This window comes from Achromobacter sp. 1014246743 (genome assembly GCF_059760725.1).
On record NZ_JCBANA010000027.1, the window covers coordinates 59,308 to 77,508 of the forward strand.

An 18,201-nucleotide genomic window follows, 5' to 3' on the forward strand; every position below is an offset into this window, starting at 1 on the left:
GGATCAGCCGATGGCAGCGGCGTAGCGGCGCGCCACCTCGGGCCAATTGACGACATTGTAGAAGGCGCCGATGTATTCCGGCCGGCGGTTCTGGTACTTCAGGTAGTAGGCGTGCTCCCACACGTCCAGGCCCAGGATGGGGGTGTTGCCCTGCATCAGCGGGCTGTCCTGGTTGGCGCTGCTTTCCACCACCAGCTTGCCGGCCGGGGTGACCGACAGCCAGGCCCAGCCGCTGCCGAAGCGGGTCAGCGCTGCCTTGGTGAAGGCCTCGCGGAACGCGGCCAGGCCACCCAGTTCCGCATCGATCGCGCGGGCCAGCGCGCCATCGGGCTCACCACCGCCCTGCGGCGACATGACGGACCAGAACAGGCTGTGGTTGGCATGGCCGCCGCCGTGGTTGCGCACTGCGCCGCGGATCGCCTCGGGCAGTTGGTCCAGGCGGGCCACCAGGGCTTCGACCGGCTCGTCGGTGGCGATACCGGCGCCGTCCAGGGCCGCGTTCAGGCTGGTGACGTAGGTCTGGTGGTGCTTGCTGTAGTGGATTTCCATCGTCATGGCGTCGATATGGGGTTCGAGCGCGTCATAGGCGTAGGGCAAGGTCGGCAGGGTGTAGGCCATGGCATGTCTCCGTCAGGACGGCGCCGCCGAAAGCGGGGCCGAATCGATTATCGAAAACATAAATGATATGTATTTTTATTTGATATAACAATGGTGGCGTTGCCGAGGCTGTCATGGCGGCGGGCGATGCGGCCCGCCGGCCGCGTGGACACGGCCAGTGGCGGCCTGGCCGATCGCTGCCGTGAAACCGTCCGAGAATGAAAGCGAAGCGGCGGTCCGCGAACGCGGGCGCCGCGCCTACAGCGCCTTGCCGCAGGCCACGCCCGAGGCCCAGGCCCACTGGAAGTTGTAGCCGCCCAGCCAGCCGGTGACGTCCACGGCTTCGCCGATGAAGTACAGCCCGGGGGTGGTCTTGGCCTGCATGGACTTCTGGTCCAGCCCGCGGGTGTCGACGCCGCCGCGCATGACTTCGGCCTTCTTGTAGCCGGCGGTGCCGCTGGGCACCAGCGTCCATTGGTGGATGTCCTGCGCCAGCGCGCGCAGGGTCTTGTCGGGGGCATCGGCCAGGCGCAGCGCCGCCAGGCCGGGCTTGCCGCCCTGCTCGGCCAGGTGCAGCCAGCGGTCGGCCAGGCGCTTGGGCCACAGGCCGGCCAGCACGGTATGCAATTGCTGGCGGTTGCCGGACTTGGACGCCAGCAGCTCGTCGGCCAGGTCGCGCCCCGGCGCCAGGTCGATGACGATGGGTTCGCCCGGCTTCCAGAAACTGGAGATCTGCAGAATCGCCGGGCCCGACAGGCCTCGGTGCGTGAACAGCAGGTCTTCGAGGAATTCGCCGCGGGTCTTGCCCTGCCCGGTGTGCAGGTTGACTTCCAGCGCCACGCCGGACAGCTCCGCCAACGGTTGCCATTGGGCCGCGTCGAAGGTCAGCGGCACCAGCGCGGGGCGCGGCTCGACCACCTTCAGGCCGAACTGGCGCGCCAGCTTCAGGCCGAAATCGGTAGCGCCCAGCTGCGGGATCGCCATGCCGCCGGTGGCCACCACCAGCTTGGCGGCCCGGATGGGGCCCTGGCTGGTGCGCAGTTCGAAGCCGGCCTCGCCATGGGCCACCTCGGCCACCTGGCAGCCCATGCGCCACTTCACGCCGCCCGCGTCACATTCGGCGCGCAGCATCTCGATGATGGATTCGCTGGAATCGTCGCAGAACAGCTGGCCACGATGCTTTTCGTGCCAGGCGATGTGGTGGCGCTTGAGCAGCGCCAGGAAGTCCTGCGGCGTGTAGCCCGACAGGGCCGACCGGCAGAAGTGCGGATTGTCGGACAGGAAATTGGCCGGGCCCGCCCCGATGTTGGTGAAGTTGCAGCGGCCTCCGCCGGAGATGCGGATCTTTTCGGCCAGGCGCTCGGCATGGTCGACCAGCACCACCCGCAAGCCACGCTGGCCGGCAACCGCTGCACACATCATGCCAGCGGCGCCGGCGCCGAGAACGGCAACATCGAACATCGGAACAGTCGGCCCGTATCAGTCTTCGATCAGGCAGTCGACGTAGTAACGCTTTTCGCCGTCCGGACCCACTTCATCGGCCAGGCCGTGGATGTAGGTTTCGAAGCCCGGGAAGCGCTCGTTGAACTCGCGCGCGAACTGCAGGTACTGGACGATGGTGCGGTTGAAGCGTTCGCCCGGAATCAGCAGCGGGATGCCCGGGGGGTACGGCGTCAGCAGCACGCCCGTGACGCGGCCTTCGAGCTGGTCGATGTCCACACGCTCGACCTCGCGGTGCGCCATGCGGGCAAAGGCGTCGGACGGTTTCAGCGCCGGCACCATGTCGCTCAGGTACATCTCGGTGGTCAGGCGGGCGACGTCGCGCGCACGGTAGGCCTCGTGGATTTCCTGGCACAGATCGCGCAGGCCCATGCGCTCGTAGCGGCGATGGTCTTTGCAGAAGTCCGGCAGGATGCGCCACAGCGGCTGGTTGCGGTCGTAGTCGTCCTTGAACTGCTGCAAGGCGGTCAGCAGCGTGTTCCAGCGGCCCTTGGTGATGCCGATGGTGAACAGGATGAAGAACGAGTACAGGCCGGTCTTTTCGACCACCACGCCGTGCTCGGTCAGGTACTTGGAGACGAGCGCGGCGGGGATGCCGGTTTCGCCGAAGCTGCCCGACATGTCCAGCCCCGGCGTGATGACCGTGGCCTTGATCGGGTCCAGCATGTTGAAGCCTTCGGCCATTTCGCCGAAGCCGTGCCAGTGGTCGTTGGCTTCGAGAATCCACTCGTCGCGGTTGCCGATGCCTTCGGACACCAGGCGGTTCGGCCCCCAGACCTTGAACCACCAGTCGTTCTTGCCGAATTCGGATTCCACCTTGCGCATGGCGCGGCGGAAGTCCAGCGCTTCGCGAATGCTTTCCTCGACCAGCGCGGTGCCGCCCGGGGGTTCCATCATGGCCGCGGCCACGTCGCACGACGCGATGATCGCGTACTGCGGCGAGGTGGACGTGTGCATCAGGTAGGCTTCGTTGAAGACGTTGCGGTCCAGCTTGCGGGTTTCGGACTCCTGCACGATGATCTGCGAGGCCTGCGAAATGCCGGCCAGCAGCTTGTGCGTCGAGTGGGTGGCGAACACCATCGCGTCCTGGCTGCGCGGGCGGTCCTGGCCGATGGCGTGCATGTCCTTGTAGAACTCGTGGAACGCAGCGTGCGGCAGCCAGGCTTCATCGAAGTGCAGCGTGTCGACGTAGCTGCCCAGCTGCTCTTTGATCATTTCCACGTTGTAGATGACGCCGTCGTAGGTGCTCTGCGTCAGCGTCAGGATGCGCGGGTTCTTGTTCACCGCTTCGCGCGCGAAGGGGTTGGCCTCGATCTTCTTGCGGATGTTGTCCGGGTGGAATTCTTCCAGCGGGATCGGGCCGATGATGCCCAGGTGGTTGCGCGTGGGGCGCAGGAACACCGGGATCGCGCCCGTCATCGTGATGGCGTGCAGGATCGACTTGTGGCAGTTGCGGTCCACGACGACCACGTCGCCCGCGGCCACGTTGGCATGCCACACCACCTTGTTCGAGGTGGACGTGCCGTTGGTCACGAAATAGCAGTGGTCGGCGTGGAAGATGCGCGCGGCGTTCAGTTCCGATTCGGCGATCGGGCCGGTGTGGTCCAGCAGCTGGCCCAGTTCGTCCACGGCGTTGCAGACGTCGGCGCGCAGCATGTTCTCGCCAAAGAACTGGTGGAACATCCGGCCCACCGGGCTCTTCAGGAATGCCACGCCGCCCGAGTGCCCGGGGCAGTGCCACGAATAGGAGCCGTCCTGCGCGTACTTGACCAGCTCGCGAAAGAACGGCGGCGGCAGGCTGTCCACGTAGCTGCGCGCTTCGCGGATGATGTGCCGCGCCACGAATTCGGGGGTGTCCTCGAACATGTGGATGAAGCCGTGCAGCTCGCGCAGGATGTCGTTCGGGATGTGTTCCGAGGTGCGCGTTTCGCCGTACAGGTAGATGGGGATGTCGGCGTTGCGGAAACGCAGTTCGCCGATGAACATGCGCAGGTTCTTGATCGCGCTGGCCACGTCCTCGGGCGAATCCACGTCGAATTCCTCATCGTCGATCGACAGGATGAAGGCGCTGGCGCGGCTTTGCTGCTGGGCGAACGAACTCAGGTCGCCGTAACTGGTCACCCCGATCACCTCGACGCCCTCGGCCTCGATCGCTTCAGACAAGGCACGAATACCCAAACCGGACGCGTTCTCGGAACGGTAGTCCTCGTCGATGATGAAAATAGGGAAGCGGAATTTCATGCAGGCGCTCCTGGGGCAAGCGAAACGGACCGGTGTGGCGGACGCGAGTGTACTTCTAGTGAAAAACCGTCTGATGACAGGCGGCGCGAAGGTCCCGCCAGGTGGGCGGGAATGGCCGAATTGTAGGGCGGTTTTTCCCCAGGCCCTATGGTTTTCCCGAAGATGGCCGCACACGGGCCCCGACGGGGCCCGCGACAGGCCCGTCCCCGGGCCCGCCCAAGGCGGCACTGCTTAGCGGATGGTGCGCGCTTCGCCCGCCCGCAGCGCGGCGGTGAAGGCATCGAAGTACGGCGGAATGGCCTCGGCGTCACCGTAGCGGATGCGCCGCTCGACCTTGGCGATGGCGCCGAAGCAGATCTCGGCATCGGGCTCGCCACACACCAGCACGACCGGGTCTTCGTCGTCGCAGACCTCGTACAGGCCACCATGGGCCCGGCGCGCCACTTCGTACAGATAGGCGGCCGCGCCGACGGTCTGCATGGGGGTCAGGGGCAACGAGCCGACGTGCGCGGCTTCAAGCGCCGCGTCGAGCGCGTGGATGCTGGAGGGGGAGTAGTCGAGCGTGGCCCCGGCGGATCCGGCGGCCTGGACGAAATCTTGCGCGGCGTTGGCCACGCGCGCCACGAACTCTTCCTGGACTTCGTCGCGCTTGGCGTCCTGGTTTATCTTGAGGAAACCGAACATCATTGGCTCCTTTGTGAAAACCGCAAGCGGCGTTAGGGCCATTATAGGCAACCCGGCCGCCTATACTGGCCAGTAGGCTCCCGAACCGTTCCCTATTCCCAACACTTGCCCGCATGCCCTCCAGCGCCCCACTTGTCCGACGCCTTACCCCCGCAGACGCCCTGTCCCTGCGGCAATTGCGCCTGGACGCCCTGCAGGAAACCCCCGAGGCGTTCGGATCAAGTTACGAAGAGGAACACACGCTGACATTGGACGATATCCGCGGCTGGATCGCCCCCGCGGACGACAGCGCCATGTTCGGCGTGTTCCTGCACGACGCGCTGGCCGGCATGGTGGGCGTGGCGCGGCAACGCAAGCTGAAGATGCGACACAAGGCGCATATCTGGAGCATGTATGTGGCGCCGGACTTCCGCGGCCAGGGCCTGGCCCGGCTGCTGATGCGTGCAGCCATCGACCACGCCGCCGGCATGCGTGGCGTGCGCCAGGTGCAATTGAGCGTCACCGCCAACAACGCCGCCGCCTTCAATCTGTACGCCGCGTTGGGATTCGAGGAATACGGCCACGAATGCGAGGCCCTGTGCGTCAACGGCGTGCTCTACGACGAGCTGCTGATGGCGCTGCCGCTGGCCCGCAGGTAGCGCCCTGCCCGTTCAACCCGAGCGACGGCGCGCGCCGTAGGCCCAGACCTGGTTGCGGCCGCCGTCCTTGGCCTTGTACAGCGCCTGGTCGGCCGCCTTGATGACGGCATCCGGCGCGCGCAGCGCATCGCCGCGCTCGGCCACCCCGATGCTGACCGTGACTCGCAACGGCCGCGAATTGCGCCCGCCGCGGCCGCCGCGCCGGCGCTGGCCGACCTGGTCCGCCTTGGGCCGCGCCGGCTTGTCGCGCAGGCGCATCTGGTAGGCCTCGATCGCGCGCCGCACGGTTTCCAGATGCGGCATGGCTTCGACCGCGGTCTTGCCCGGGAACACCAGCGTGAACTCTTCGCCGCCGTAGCGGTAGGCATAGCCGCCGCCCGCCACCCGGCGCAGTTGCGACGCCACCATGCGCAGCACCTGGTCCCCCACGTCGTGGCCGTGCGTGTCGTTGAAAGCCTTGAAGTGATCCACGTCCGCCATCGCCAGCGTATAGACGCGGCCCATGCGTTGCAGCCGTTCGTTGAGGGCGCGGCGTCCGGGCAGGCCGGTCAGCTCGTCGCGGAACGCCATGTGAAAGCCCTCGTGCGCCAGCGAAATCGACAGCGCGGTCAGCGCGGCCGACGCCATTACGGCCAGCTCCAGCGGATGCTGGGCGCCGCGCGGCAGGGCCCAGGCCATGCAGACAAAGCCCAGCCATTGGCCGGCCTGTTGCGGGCGGCCATAGCGCAGCAGCAGCAGGGTCAGCGTCAGGCCCGTCACCAGCAGCGCCGCCAGGGCTTGCACGGGCAGGCCCAGACGGGCCAGCATGCCTTGCACCGCCAGCGGGCCGAACCCGTCCGCCACGCCATCCTTGCCCGCCAGGGCGATGGCGGCCGCCCCCAGCGCCATCAGGCCGATGCGGGCAGCCATGTCCAGCAGCAGGCTGGAACGCTCGGCCCACAAGGCGTTGATGGTGTAGGCCAGCGACCACCACACCAGCGCCGGGGCCAGCGCCCAGGGCGCCTGGTTGGCCAAGACGGGCCACAGGGCCACCGCCCCCAACACGCTGAGCATCAGCGCCAACGTCTGCGAGCGCTGGTACATCAGGCAGATCGCCGCCCCCACCAAGGCCATGACCCAGGGCACGAAAGGCACGATCTGCGTCAATGCAGGCGGCCATTGCTGCCATAGCAGCAGCCCGCCCGCCGCGAATACCGGCAGCGCAGGATAGAACAACAGGGGCAGCCAGGGAATGTGGGGGTAACGCACGGGTAGGGCCTTGCTCACGCTTGCTGAGATGACGTCGCCAAATCGGCAAACACATATCTCTTTTTACGGTCACGGCCCGGGGTTCTTTAGCGCAGCAACGATCTGGGCGGGGCCTGCCGCGCGGGGTCGGCGTCGTGCTATGTTTTCGCGACGCTCCTTGCCGGAAAACCTCATGCGCATCCTGGTCAATATCGACGTTCCCGATCTGGAACAAGCCATCGCCTTCTACCGGGACGCCTTCGGGCTGGTGCTGCACCGACGCCTGGGCCCCCAGGCCGCCGAGATGCTGGGCGCCTCGGCCCCCCTCTACCTGCTGGAAAAGGCGGCCGGCACGCCGGCCGCAGGCAGCGTGCGCCAGCCGCGCGACTACGACCGCCACTGGACGCCGGTGCACCTGGACGTGGTGGTCGACGATGTCGACGGCGCGGTGCAACGGGCGGTGACGGCGGGCGCACGGCTGGAAGACGCCGCCGTCTCGCATGCATGGGGCCGCATTGCCCACCTGAGCGATCCGTTCGGCCACGGCATCTGCATCCTGCAGTTCCTGGGCCGCGGCTACGACGCGCTGACGACCACCTCGCTCCGCGACCTGCCGGTCACCGATGCCGATTTCGAAGCCCTGCTGGCCCTGCGCATCGAGGCCATGCGGGACAGCCTGGAACGCCTGGGCCGCTTCGACCCCAAGCGGGCGCGAGCGCGGCTGCGCAATACCTTCCGGCCCGATCACACCTGGTTCATCGAGCGGGACGGCGCGCGCGTCGGCTTCTATGCCCTGCGCCCGGACGGCGACGGGCTGCGGCTGGACCATCTGTATGTGGTGCCAGGCCATGCAAGGCCTGGGGGTGGGCGGCCAGGTGCTGGACCGCCTGCTGCGCGATGCCGACAGCCGTGGCCTGCCGGTGCGCGTGGGCGCGCTGCGCGGCAGCGACTCGAACCGCTTCTACCGCCGGCACGGCTTCGTGCAGGTGGAAGAAAGCGAATGGGATATCGATTATCTGCGCCCCGCGCCGGGGCGCAGGGCCTGATACACCGTCGCGACCGGGGCCGGGTCGGACGGGGCTCGCCGATCAGGTGCGCGGCAGGGTGACGCCGGTCTGGCCCTGGTACTTGCCGCCACGGTCGCGATACGAGGTCTCGCAGACTTCATCGCTTTCCAGGAACAGCATCTGCGCGCAGCCTTCACCAGCGTAGATCTTGGCGGGCAGCGGCGTGGTGTTGGAGAATTCCAGCGTGACGTGGCCTTCCCATTCGGGTTCCAGCGGGGTCACGTTGACGATGATGCCGCAGCGCGCGTAGGTGCTCTTGCCCAGGCAGATGGTCAGGACGCTGCGCGGAATGCGGAAGTACTCCACCGTGCGGGCCAGCGCGAACGAATTGGGCGGAATGATGCAGACGTCGCCCTTGAAATCCACGAACGAGCCTTCGTCGAAGTTCTTCGGGTCGACGATGGTGGAATTGATGTTGGTGAAGATCTTGAATTCGTCGGCGCAGCGCACGTCGTAGCCGTAGCTGCTGGTGCCGTAGCTGACGATGCGCCCGCCATTGGCCGTGCGGACCTGACCCGCTTCAAAGGGTTCGATCATGCCGGCTTCGGCCTGGCGGCGGATCCAGCGGTCGCTTTTGATGCTCATGGTGGCAGAGTGCTTGGGATGGAATGGGCCTCATTTTATCCCGAGCGCGCCGCCCCGTCCCCCAAAGGGCCGGAGCGGCGCCCCGTCAATCGCCAAAGAAGGTGCGATAGACCAGCGCGATGCCGTTGACCGAGCCGCCCTTCAGGTCCAGCGACAGGCCCCGCGCCAGGCGGTAGCTGGCCCGGCCGACGGTGTCGCTGCCGGCCAGCGCCTGTTCCACGCTGAGGGTGATGCCGTTGGCGAACGACTTGCTGGCCACCAGGAACTGGGTGGCCAGCTGGCTGTCGCTGTCGCGGTTGACGTCGCCGGCCACGGTGCGGTCCGGCAGGATGCTGCCGGAACTGCCCAGGTTGCCGGTACGCACGCTGACGTCATCCAGGCCGAACTGCTTGTAGAACGGCTGGCCGCCGCCCAGCAGCGCCGTGCCTACCGACAGCAGCAGGGCCGCGTCGCTGCCGCTTTCGTCCGGGCCGCGGCCCAGCAGCAGCCACGATAGCTTTTCGACGTCGCTGACGTCCGGGTAGGACACCAGGTCGATGCGCGGACGCTGGGCGGTGCCCACGACCTTCACGCCGGCCTCGACCTGCTCGCCCGTGCGCAGGGCCTCGATATCGAGCAGCGGGTTGTCCAGCCGGCCCTGGAAGGTCAGCGTGCCCCGGCGCAGCCGCAGCTTCTGGCCATAGGCCTCGATGCCGCCGCCGCGCGTGCGCAGCGCCCCCACGCCGGTCAGGCGGCCGTCGTTGAGCAGGATCTGGATCGACCCGAGCAAGCCGGCGTCCAGCCCCATGCCGGTGATGTAGAAGCGCGGCCCCATGTCGAACTTCAGGTTCATGCTGGTCTGCAGGGGCGTGGAGACCGTGCCGGGGTCGTCGCCGACGCGCCGCACCTTGACGTCATCGTCCAGCGAGGGCACGCCCTGCAGGATTTCCAGGCTGAACCAGCCGGCGTCCGCCTTCAGGTCGCCCACGATATCGATGCGCGGCATCTGGGCCGTCAGGTCGACGGTGCCGGACACCATGGCGTAGCGGTCCGAGCGCTGCAACGCCGGGAAGCGGTACAGGGTCAGGCGCACGTTGCCCCCGCCGTCGATCAGGTTCCATTGGCCGCGGGCTTCGGCATAGCCGCCCTTGGCCTCGGGGTCGGTGGTGATCCATTCCTTGGTGCGCCATTCGGCCGGCATGACCCGCAACGAGGCCGGGAAGCGCAGGCTGTCCAGCACCAGCTTGTCCCCATCCAGGCGCGCCGACAAGGTGCCGTCGATGAGACGCACGCCGTCGTCGATCCGCACCACGCGCAGCTTGTCGCCGCGGATCGCGCCCGTGGCGCTCCATTTGCCGGCCAGCGTGCCCTGGGCCTCAAGGTTGGCCTTGACCTGGCCGCCGATTTCCATCGAGTCGCCCACGAAAAGGCCCACCCAGGCCAGGTCGGCGATGTCGGCATCGAGCTTGGCGCGGATGGGTTGGCGCGGGTCCAGCGCCATGCCGCCCTTGGCGTCCACCAGCAGCACGGCGGTGCCGTTGCCGGTGATCTTGCCCATCTTGTCGGTGGCCAGATCCAGCTTGGCGTCCAGGCGGCTGGCGTTGGCCGAGGTGGGCGTGGCGGTCAAGTCCAGCACCAGGGCCTTCACGCCCAGCGGAATGGGCGGATCGCCCGGAATCAACAGGTCGCCGTCGCGCCGCGCGATGCGGGCGCGGCCGGCCAGCCGGCCGTCGAATTTCAGGTCCCACAGGATGTCCAGCGCGATACGCCGCTGGCCCTCGGCCACCATCGCATTGACGCGCTTGGGACCCTTGTTCAACCTGGCCGCCGCCTCGGGGTCGACCGCGGCGATGACCTGGCGGGCCATGGCGGCGGTGATGACGAGGTTGTCGGATTGCCCGGCGGTTTCCCACCGCTTGGCATCGCCCCGCGAGCCCTTGTGGGCAATGATCAGTTTTTCCTTGCCAGGCAGCGTCAGGCCCAGCGCGGTCTGTCCTGCCTGCCACTGCCATTGCGGCGCGACCGCCGAAGGCAGATACGACAGCGTCACGGGGCGTTCGGTCGCGACGGTGAACCCGGCGGTCTCGGCCGTCAGGCGCGAGAACGTGCCGCGCCAGCCGGTCAGGGCCGCGTCGGCATCCCCCGAGGGTCCCTTGCCCCAGCCCCCCGCAAATGTGATGGCCGCCTGGGCCCGCGACTGCCCCAGTACCCCGGGCCGCGGCTTGGGCGGGTTGTAGCCCGCGGTGAATTCGCCCTTGTGTGCGGCCGGCGTGCCGGTCAGCTTGCCCTTCAGGTCAGCCCCGCCCGGCAGGCCAGGCCAGAAGGCGTCCAGCTGGGGCGCCTGGGCGTCCAGCGTCAGGGCGCCGTCGGATTCGCCGACTTCGCCTTGTGCCCGGATGCGGTTGGCGCCGAGTTTCAGGTCGATGTCCAGCCCATGGATGCGCAGGCCGGCGAGCAGGTCGTCGGCGGGCGTGGCGGGTTTATGGGTTGTGGCCGCGGCGGCCGGCGTGGCGGCGGGCGTGGCCGGATTGGCCGACGGTTGCGCCGCGGCGGGCCCGGCGGTGTTTCCTGCCAGCGAAGGAGACGCGGCAGGCTGGGCCGGCGGCGCGGCGATGTCCACCTGCGCCTTCACCGTGCCGGTCAACGGCTGCTTGTTCCAGCGTGCGCCGTCTTCGAAACGCAGGTCGATGGCGGCCTGGCGCAGCTGGCTCAGGTTTTCAAGTTCGGCGCTCAGTTGCGCGTTGGCGCTGACCACGGCCGGCGGAATCGCGTCGCCCAGCCAGTGCGACAGGTCCAGGCCCCGCGCGCCCAGCGTACCGGCAATGCGGTCACGGCCGGGACGGTCGGGCACCGCTTGCAGGTCCAGGCGCGCCGACAGGGACGACTTGTCCGGCAGTTGCGCGTCGGCCCTGGCGCTGCGCAGCACCAGGGGCGTGCGCGGCGCCAGGTCGGCCACCACATCCAGCGCCAGGCCGGCGCCAGTGCCATCGAGCTTGGCCTGGATGCTGTCGAGCGAGCCGGCCGCATCGGCGCGCAGCACCACCTGGCAGGCCGGCGCGGGCGGGCCGGCCAATTCGGTGGCGGCCTTGCCCTCGTTCTTGCCCTGGCTGGCGCTGGCGGCCTGGGACTTGGCCCCCGCGGCCCGAGGCTGGGCGGCGCCAGCTTGCGCCTTGGCAGCACCCGACGCAGGCTTGGCGGCGCCTTGCGCCTTGGGTGCGGACTTGGCCGCGTCCGCCTGCGCGCTGGCAGCGGGCGCCTGACCGGCCGGCACGAACTTGCCGCTCAAATGATCGGCCTGGCACAACGGGGAATCCGGGCCCGTGCCCCGCGCCGTCACGTCCAGGCGCGCGGTGAAGGGCCATGGGTCGGACAAGCCCAGCAATTCGGCCTGGCCGCTGACCTGGGCCTGGCCCACCTCGTGCCCCACCCGCAGATTGGCGATGCGCAGCTGCGCGCCCTGGGGTCCGGCGGCGAACGTGGCAGCCAGGTCCCCCAGGGTCACCGGCAGCGGCTGGCCGTCCTGCAGCAACTGGAATTCGCCCAGCGCCAGGCGGTCCACCGCGATGGTCACCGGCAGCGACGGCAGGGTGAACGGTTCATCGGACGACGGTTCGGCGGGCGCGTCGGCGCTGGACGTCAGCGCCACGTCAACGGTACGCGCCGAAATCTCGCGCACGTGCAGCAACCGGTCGCCCAGCGCGCGCCAATGCACATCCAGGCGCAGGTCGCTGATGCCGATGCGCGTGCCGCCGACATCGAGGTCCAGCCGGCCGACATCCAGCCCTCGCAGGATCGAACCGTGCACGTCCAGCGCCTGGCCATCCAGCTGCTGCGCGGCGGTGGTGAGCAGCAGGCGCGAACCGGTCTGCGAGGCCAGCAGCCAGAACACGAAGCTGCACGCCAGCACGGCCAGCATGGCCAGGCCCGGCAGCCACCAGACCAGCACCTGGCGCAGGAACTTGCGCAGCGCCGTCAAAACGCGATCCCCAGCGAGAAGTGCAGGCGCAGGTCGCGCTCGCGCTGGCCGTAGGCTACGTCCAGGAACAGCGGGCCGGCCGGCGTGCGCACCCGGGCGCCCACGCCATAGCCCACCGACATCGACATGTCGCTGAAGGATTGGGCCGCGTCGCCGGCATCGACGAACACGCCCATGCCCCAACGCTCATTGAAATAGTGGTCGTACTCGATGCTGCCCACCACCAGCGATGGCGCGCCTACCGTGGCGTTGTCGCGCTTCAGGCCGATGCTCTGGTACTTGTAGCCACGGATCGAGCGCGCGCCGCCCGTGCGAAAACCGAAGTCGTCCGGCACCTGCACATTGCCGTTGGCCCAGACGCGGCCGACTTCGCCGCGGATGGTCAGTACGTCCAGCTTGCCGATGGGCCACCACTTCTGGGCGCGGAAGCGGGCGCGGGTATAGGGTTCGCCGGTGTCGAGCGTGACGCCCACGCCCCCGCCCAGCGCGATCAGGTTGCCTTCGCGCGGATCGTATTTGTTGTCGACGTCGCGCCGCAGCCATTCGCCGGTGGCGGTCAGGGTGGGCAAGGTGTATTCATCGCCGCCGTCGATCTTGACGTGGTCTTGCGCCAGCAGCAGGCCCCAGCGCGTTTCGTAGGTGACGCGGCTGTCGCCCGCGCCCTTGCGTTCCTGGCTGCGGGTGGCGCCCAGCGCGTAGCGGGTCACGTCCAGGCCCTGGATGTCGGAATGCTGCGCCAATACGCCGACGGAATCCTTGTAGCCGCGCTCGGTCGGCGGCAGGTAGATGTCGGTGTAGACGCGCTGTTGCAGCCGGTCGACGCTGAAGCCCGATTCCATCGTGACGGGCTGGCCGAACACCACGTTCTGGCGGTACAGCGATTCGAGCCGCACGCCGGCCTCGTCGTCGACGCCCAGCGACACCGAAAAGCGCTTGGGCGGCGCTTCGACCACCCGCACCTGCACCGGCAACGTCACCTCGCCATCGGAATCGTAGGTGGCGGGCGGCGCAGGCATGGCGCCCGACACCACGGGGTCACCGGCCGGCGCGGACTCCGCCGCATTGGCCGCCCCCGGCGCGCGAGCCCGGTCGGCCGCGGGTTCGGCGGGCTGCTGGGCGCTGCCGGGCTGGCGCAAGGCCACAAAGGCGCCACGAAAAAAAGCCGTGGACTGCAGGTCCTGCTGCCATTCGTCCAGCCGGTTCTGGTCGTAGGCCGCGCCCGGCGAATAGCGCACGTAACGGGTGATGAGCTTGTTCGGCACGCGTTCAAGCCCTTCGGTGCTGAGTTCGCCCATGCGCACCTGCGGGCCGCTGTCGATGGTGACGCGCAGCGCGGCCGATGCGGTGTCGGCCTGCACCTCGGCTTCGGACGCGGTCATGCGCGCCAGCATGAAGTCGCGCACCGACACGTTGTCCAGCAGGGACGATTTGGCCTTGTTCCAATCGCTGTTGATGAACGGCTGGCCGACTTTGAGCAGCCAGTCGTCGCGCAGCTTCTGCACGCGGGCGGCGTATTCCGGGCGGGTGATGCGGCCGGTGAAGGTCAGGTCGACCGACGACACCATCGTGCGCTTGCCGGGAACGATGCCGATGTCCCAGGTTTCGCCGCCGATGTCGGTGCCGGCTTCGAGCGTGACGGTGGGGCTGAAGTAGCCCTGGGTGGCCAGCGCGGCCAACGTGGCGTCGCGCGCGCGGCGGCGCAGGCGGTTGATTTCGCCGCCGTCCTGGTCTTCGGCCAGGCGCGCGATGGCATTCACGGCCTCGGTGATCGACTGCAACGCGGCCGGCGGCACGCCGCCGGGGTCCACGATGATCTCAGGACGCTTGGCCGCGGCCTCGCCCCCCACCATGCAAAGTCCAGCCAGAAAGGCCCGGGCTGCCCACCGCATGCGTCAGGTCGGCTGCTGCACGACGATGGACGGGAACTTCCCCGCCATGTCGCGGGGAAGCGCCGCGACGCCCGCCGCGAGTTTCCGGGCGATGCCGCGGTACAGAGCCGCGGCTTCGCTGCCGGGGTCCGCCACTACCGTGGGCGTGCCCGCGTCGGTCTGCTCGCGGATCGCCAGCGTCAGGGGCAGGCTGCCGAGCCAGGGGGTGTCGTACTGTTCGGCCATGCGACGGCCGCCGCCTTCGCCGAAGATGTGTTCGGCGTGGCCGCACTGCGAGCAGATGTGGATCGCCATGTTCTCGACCACGCCCAGGATCGGCACGTCGACCTTCTGGAACATGCGCAGGCCCTTGCGCGCATCGAGCAGCGCCACGTCTTGCGGCGTGGTGACGATGACCGCCCCCACCACAGGCACCTTCTGCGCCAGGGTCAGGGCCACGTCGCCCGTGCCCGGGGGCATGTCGACGATGAGATAGTCCAGGTCGCGCCAGTTGGTCTGGCGCAGCAGCTGCTCGAGCGCCTGGGTGACCATCGGGCCGCGCCAGATGGCGGGCGCGTCGGCGTCGATCAAAAAGCCGATGGAGTTGGCCTGCAGGCCGTGGCCGGTCAGGGGTTCCATGCTCTTGTTGTCCAGGCTTTCCGGACGGCCCGAAATGCCCAGCATGGTCGGCACGCTGGGGCCGTAGATGTCGGCATCGAGCAGGCCGACCTTGGCGCCCTCGGCGGCCAGGGCCAGGGCCAGGTTGACGGCGGTGGTGCTCTTGCCCACGCCGCCCTTGCCGGAGGCCACTGCAATAATGTTGCGCACATTCGGCAGGGGCTTCAAGCCCTTCTGCACGGCATGCGCCGCCACTTTCCAGGTGATCGTCACCTGGGCGCCCGGGGCGCCCGCGGCGGCCAGCGCGGCCACGGCGATGTCGCGCACCTGGTCGCGCACGGCATCGGCGGGATAGCCCAATTCGAGCGTCAGGGCGACCCGGTCGCCCGCCAGTTGAATGTCACGATCTTTTACAGATACCCCCAGGTCCAGGCCGGTATTGGGGTCTTGCGCGGCGCGCAGCGCGGCGCGGATGTGTTCTATCGTTATACTCATATCACTGTGGTTCCGTAGGCAGCGCGGCTTTTGCGGGCCGCCATCCCCTAAAGGATAGCGGAATACGCGGGAACCTTTCGCTGCGTTTTGCATCCCACCTTCATGACCAATACTCTCATCCGCTTCTTCCGTGCCGTTTTGTTCGCCGCCCTGGCCTTGATCGGCATGGCGATGGCGCTGGTCTTCATGTTGTCCACGGCGATCGCCGTGGCGATCCTGTACGTCGTTGCCAAGGTGCGCGGCAAGCCTTTCGGCGTTCGCGCCTATTGGAGCCAGCGCCAGGGCGCCCGCCAGGGTCCGTTCCAGTCCGCCACCGCCCCGTTCGCCACGCAGCCCCGCGGCGACGTGATCGACGTCGAGGCCCGCGAGATCCGCTAAGCGCGGTTTCGCAGGCGCCCCGCCGGCCCGCCCCGCGCACCGGCAGCCGCGCCGCATCCGCCAGCCCGGCGTCGTCCCGGCCCCCGACCGGCACCCTGCCCGTTTTTCGCTGCCCTTTCCCAACCCGCCTGGCGCCTGTCCGCGACCATGCGGGTTGTGTCGTTTCAGGCCCCGGCCCGGGCACAACGCCGCCGTTGCCCTAAAATGGCCGGCCACCCCCTCATTTCCCCTCAACCTCTGTCGACAACCATGTCTCGCACCCTTTTTGTCACCACTGCGCTGCCCTACGCCAACGGATCTTTCCACATCGGCCACATCATGGAGTACATCCAGGCCGATATCTGGGTTCGTTCGATGCGAATGGCGGGCCACACGGTGCACTTCGTGGGTGCGGACGACGCGCACGGCGCGCCGATCATGTTGAAGGCCGAAAAAGAAGGCATCACGCCGCAGGCGCTGGTGGCCCGCTACGCGGCCGAGCGCCCGCAGTACCTGAACGGCTTTCACATCCGCTTCGACCACTGGCACAGCACCGACTCGCCCGAGAACGTGGCGCTGTCGCAGGACATCTATCGCAAGCTCAAGGCCCAGGACCTGATCGAGACGCGCTCCATCGAGCAGTTCTACGACCCCGTCAAGGGCATGTTCCTGGCCGACCGCTACATCAAGGGCGAATGCCCCAAATGCCACGCCAAGGACCAGTACGGCGATTCCTGCGAAGTCTGCGGCGCGGTCTACGCCCCCACCGACCTGATCAACCCGTACTCGGCCCTGACCGGCGCCACCCCGGTGCTCAAGTCGTCCGACCACTTCTTCTTCAAGCTGTCGGACCCGCGCTGCGTGCAATTCCTGCAGCAATGGACCACCGGCAGCAACGTCAACGGCGGCAAGCACCTGCAGCCGGAAATGCTGGCCAAGACCCGCGAATGGCTGGGCGCCGAAGACGGCGAGGCCAAGCTGGGCGACTGGGACATCTCGCGCGATGCCCCCTACTTCGGCATCGAGATCCCTGACGCCCCGGGCAAGTACTTCTACGTCTGGCTGGACGCGCCGGTGGGCTACCTGGCGTCGCTGAAGTCCTACTGCGACGCCCGCGGCCTGGATTTCGACGCCCTGCTGGACCCGGCCGGCACCACCGAACAGGTGCACTTCATCGGCAAGGACATCGTGTACTTCCACGCGCTGTTCTGGCCCGCGATGCTGAAGTTCGCCGGCCGCAAGACGCCGGACGCCATCAATGTGCACGGCTTCATCACCGTCAGCGGCGAAAAGATGTCCAAGAGCCGCGGCACCGGCATTTCGCCGCTGCGCTACCTGGAAATCGGCATGAATGCCGAATGGCTGCGCTACTACATCGCCGCCAAGCTGAACGCCCGGGTCGAAGACATGGACTTCAACCCCGAAGACTTCATCGCCCGCGTCAACAGCGACCTGGTCGGCAAGTACGTCAACATCGCCAGCCGCGCCGCCAGCTTCATCACCAAGCACTTCGACGGCGCCCTGGCCTATTCGGGCGACACCGCCGCGCTGGCGGCCGAATACGCCGAGCAGGCCGAGTCGATCCGCGCCGCCTTCGAGGCCCGCGAGTACAACCGCGCCATCCGCGAGATCATGGCCTACGCCGACCGCATCAACCAGGCGTTCGACACGGCCCAGCCGTGGGTGCTGGCCAAGGGCATCGCCACCGCCGACGATGCCCAGAAGGCCGCCCTGCAGGACATCTGCTCGCGTTCGCTGGCCGGCTTCAAGGCCCTGTCGGTGATGCTCGCCCCGGTGCTGCCGGCGCTGGCCGAGCGCGTGGCGCGCGAGCTGTTCGCGTCCGACGCCAATTTCACCTGGGCCGATGCCGCCGTGCTGCCGCAGCGCGTGGCGCCGTTCAAGCACCTGATGCAGCGCGTCGAACCGCAGATGCTCGAAGACCTGTTCGAGCCGCCCGCCGCCCCGGTGGTGGTGCCGGGTGGCGAGCCGTTGGCCGAGACCATCTCGATCGACGACTTCGCCCGTGTCGACCTGCGCATCGCGCAGATCGTCAATTGCGAGCACGTCGAAGGCTCGACCAAGCTGCTGCGCCTGACGCTGGACGTGGGCGAAGGCCGCCACCGCAACGTGTTCTCGGGCATCAAGTCGGCCTACAAGCCCGAAGACCTGATCGGCAAGCTGACCGTCATGGTCGCCAACCTGGCCCCGCGCAAGATGAAGTTCGGCGTCTCCGAAGGCATGGTGCTGGCCGCCAGCCACGCCGATGAAGCCGTGGACGCCGGCATCTACGTGCTGGAGCCCTTCCCCGGCGCCAAGCCCGGCATGCGCGTGCGCTGAGCCGGCTAGCGGTTTCGCCCAAAGCAACAAGC

At 68.2% G+C, this 18,201-nt stretch carries 13 protein-coding genes; 4 read left to right on the forward strand and 9 right to left on the reverse strand.

Annotation, left to right across the window (positions count from 1 at the left end):
• Nucleotides 1-3 precede the first annotated feature (3 nt).
• From AC6LJ2_RS13495 to AC6LJ2_RS13510, 4 genes are all read right to left on the reverse strand, one after another.
• Complete coding sequence (locus AC6LJ2_RS13495; RefSeq protein ID WP_445657540.1) at nucleotides 4-618, reverse strand: superoxide dismutase; 615 nt, start codon at nucleotides 616-618, stop codon at nucleotides 4-6.
• A 237-nt stretch (nucleotides 619-855) separates the two neighbouring features.
• Complete coding sequence (locus AC6LJ2_RS13500; RefSeq protein ID WP_263909572.1) at nucleotides 856-2,058, reverse strand: aminoacetone oxidase family FAD-binding enzyme; 1,203 nt, start codon at nucleotides 2,056-2,058, stop codon at nucleotides 856-858.
• 18 nt (nucleotides 2,059-2,076) lie between these two features.
• The gene (locus tag AC6LJ2_RS13505) at nucleotides 2,077-4,338 is read right to left on the reverse strand and encodes an arginine/lysine/ornithine decarboxylase (RefSeq protein WP_263909570.1); all 2,262 of its coding nucleotides are present in this window, start codon (nucleotides 4,336-4,338) and stop codon (nucleotides 2,077-2,079) included.
• 231 nt (nucleotides 4,339-4,569) lie between these two features.
• Complete coding sequence (locus tag AC6LJ2_RS13510) at nucleotides 4,570-5,022, reverse strand: hypothetical protein (RefSeq protein WP_263909568.1); 453 nt, start codon at nucleotides 5,020-5,022, stop codon at nucleotides 4,570-4,572.
• A gap of 113 nt (nucleotides 5,023-5,135) precedes the next feature.
• Between AC6LJ2_RS13510 and AC6LJ2_RS13515 the strand changes: the two genes are divergently transcribed.
• Nucleotides 5,136-5,660, forward strand: a complete 525-nt coding sequence (locus AC6LJ2_RS13515; protein WP_498151555.1) for a GNAT family N-acetyltransferase — start codon at nucleotides 5,136-5,138, stop codon at nucleotides 5,658-5,660.
• Between the two features lie 12 nt (nucleotides 5,661-5,672).
• Here AC6LJ2_RS13515 and AC6LJ2_RS13520 read toward each other — a convergent pair whose 3' ends face one another.
• Entirely contained in the window at nucleotides 5,673-6,908 is a 1,236-nt protein-coding gene (locus AC6LJ2_RS13520; protein WP_263909564.1) for a GGDEF domain-containing protein, read from the reverse strand.
• A 139-nt stretch (nucleotides 6,909-7,047) separates the two neighbouring features.
• On the opposite strand from AC6LJ2_RS13520, the gene AC6LJ2_RS13525 reads away from it, so the two are divergent.
• Nucleotides 7,048-7,995 carry a VOC family protein gene (locus AC6LJ2_RS13525; protein ID WP_498151556.1) on the forward strand — a complete coding sequence of 316 codons (948 nt, stop codon included), beginning with the start codon at nucleotides 7,048-7,050 and terminating at the stop codon, nucleotides 7,993-7,995.
• Here the strand turns inward: AC6LJ2_RS13525 and dcd are convergent.
• From dcd to apbC, 4 genes are all read right to left on the reverse strand, one after another.
• Nucleotides 7,976-8,539, reverse strand: coding sequence for a dCTP deaminase (gene dcd, locus AC6LJ2_RS13530; protein ID WP_025139383.1), 564 nt, complete (start codon nucleotides 8,537-8,539; stop codon nucleotides 7,976-7,978). The two genes, AC6LJ2_RS13525 and dcd, sit on opposite strands and share 20 nt — an antisense overlap.
• Nucleotides 8,540-8,624: 85 nt before the next feature.
• The gene (locus AC6LJ2_RS13535) at nucleotides 8,625-12,494 is read right to left on the reverse strand and encodes a translocation/assembly module TamB domain-containing protein (protein ID WP_498151557.1); all 3,870 of its coding nucleotides are present in this window, start codon (nucleotides 12,492-12,494) and stop codon (nucleotides 8,625-8,627) included.
• Entirely contained in the window at nucleotides 12,491-14,383 is a 1,893-nt protein-coding gene (locus AC6LJ2_RS13540) for an autotransporter assembly complex protein TamA (RefSeq protein ID WP_263909558.1), read from the reverse strand. The genes AC6LJ2_RS13535 and AC6LJ2_RS13540 overlap by 4 nt, the downstream gene beginning before the upstream one ends.
• Before the next feature lie 3 nt (nucleotides 14,384-14,386).
• Entirely contained in the window at nucleotides 14,387-15,475 is a 1,089-nt protein-coding gene (apbC, locus tag AC6LJ2_RS13545) for an iron-sulfur cluster carrier protein ApbC (RefSeq protein ID WP_263909556.1), read from the reverse strand.
• 102 nt (nucleotides 15,476-15,577) lie between these two features.
• On the opposite strand from apbC, the gene AC6LJ2_RS13550 reads away from it, so the two are divergent.
• Both AC6LJ2_RS13550 and metG read left to right on the forward strand, forming a co-directional pair.
• Nucleotides 15,578-15,853: a hypothetical protein gene (locus tag AC6LJ2_RS13550; protein WP_263909554.1), complete on the forward strand. Its 276-nt coding sequence runs from the start codon at nucleotides 15,578-15,580 to the stop codon at nucleotides 15,851-15,853.
• A 249-nt stretch (nucleotides 15,854-16,102) separates the two neighbouring features.
• On the forward strand, nucleotides 16,103-18,169 hold the full coding sequence (gene metG / locus AC6LJ2_RS13555) for a methionine--tRNA ligase (RefSeq protein WP_263909552.1): 2,067 nt from the start codon (nucleotides 16,103-16,105) through the stop codon (nucleotides 18,167-18,169).
• Nucleotides 18,170-18,201: the final 32 nt, after the last annotated feature.

Excerpts from the sequence above, each read along its gene's own strand:
- AC6LJ2_RS13495 (WP_445657540.1), bottom strand. The coding sequence starts at position 618 with ATGGCCTACACCCTGCCGACCTTGCCCTACGCCTATGACGCGCTCGAA.
- AC6LJ2_RS13550 (WP_263909554.1), top strand. The coding sequence starts at position 15,578 with ATGACCAATACTCTCATCCGCTTCTTCCGTGCCGTTTTGTTCGCCGCC.
- dcd (WP_025139383.1), bottom strand. The coding sequence starts at position 8,539 with ATGAGCATCAAAAGCGACCGCTGGATCCGCCGCCAGGCCGAAGCCGGC.
- apbC (WP_263909556.1), bottom strand. The coding sequence starts at position 15,475 with ATGAGTATAACGATAGAACACATCCGCGCCGCGCTGCGCGCCGCGCAA.
- AC6LJ2_RS13500 (WP_263909572.1), bottom strand. The coding sequence starts at position 2,058 with ATGTTCGATGTTGCCGTTCTCGGCGCCGGCGCCGCTGGCATGATGTGT.
- AC6LJ2_RS13525 (WP_498151556.1), top strand. The coding sequence starts at position 7,048 with ATGTTTTCGCGACGCTCCTTGCCGGAAAACCTCATGCGCATCCTGGTC.
- AC6LJ2_RS13515 (WP_498151555.1), top strand. The coding sequence starts at position 5,136 with ATGCCCTCCAGCGCCCCACTTGTCCGACGCCTTACCCCCGCAGACGCC.
- AC6LJ2_RS13510 (WP_263909568.1), bottom strand. The coding sequence starts at position 5,022 with ATGTTCGGTTTCCTCAAGATAAACCAGGACGCCAAGCGCGACGAAGTC.
- metG (WP_263909552.1), top strand. The coding sequence starts at position 16,103 with ATGTCTCGCACCCTTTTTGTCACCACTGCGCTGCCCTACGCCAACGGA.
- AC6LJ2_RS13505 (WP_263909570.1), bottom strand. The coding sequence starts at position 4,338 with ATGAAATTCCGCTTCCCTATTTTCATCATCGACGAGGACTACCGTTCC.
- AC6LJ2_RS13540 (WP_263909558.1), bottom strand. The coding sequence starts at position 14,383 with ATGCGGTGGGCAGCCCGGGCCTTTCTGGCTGGACTTTGCATGGTGGGG.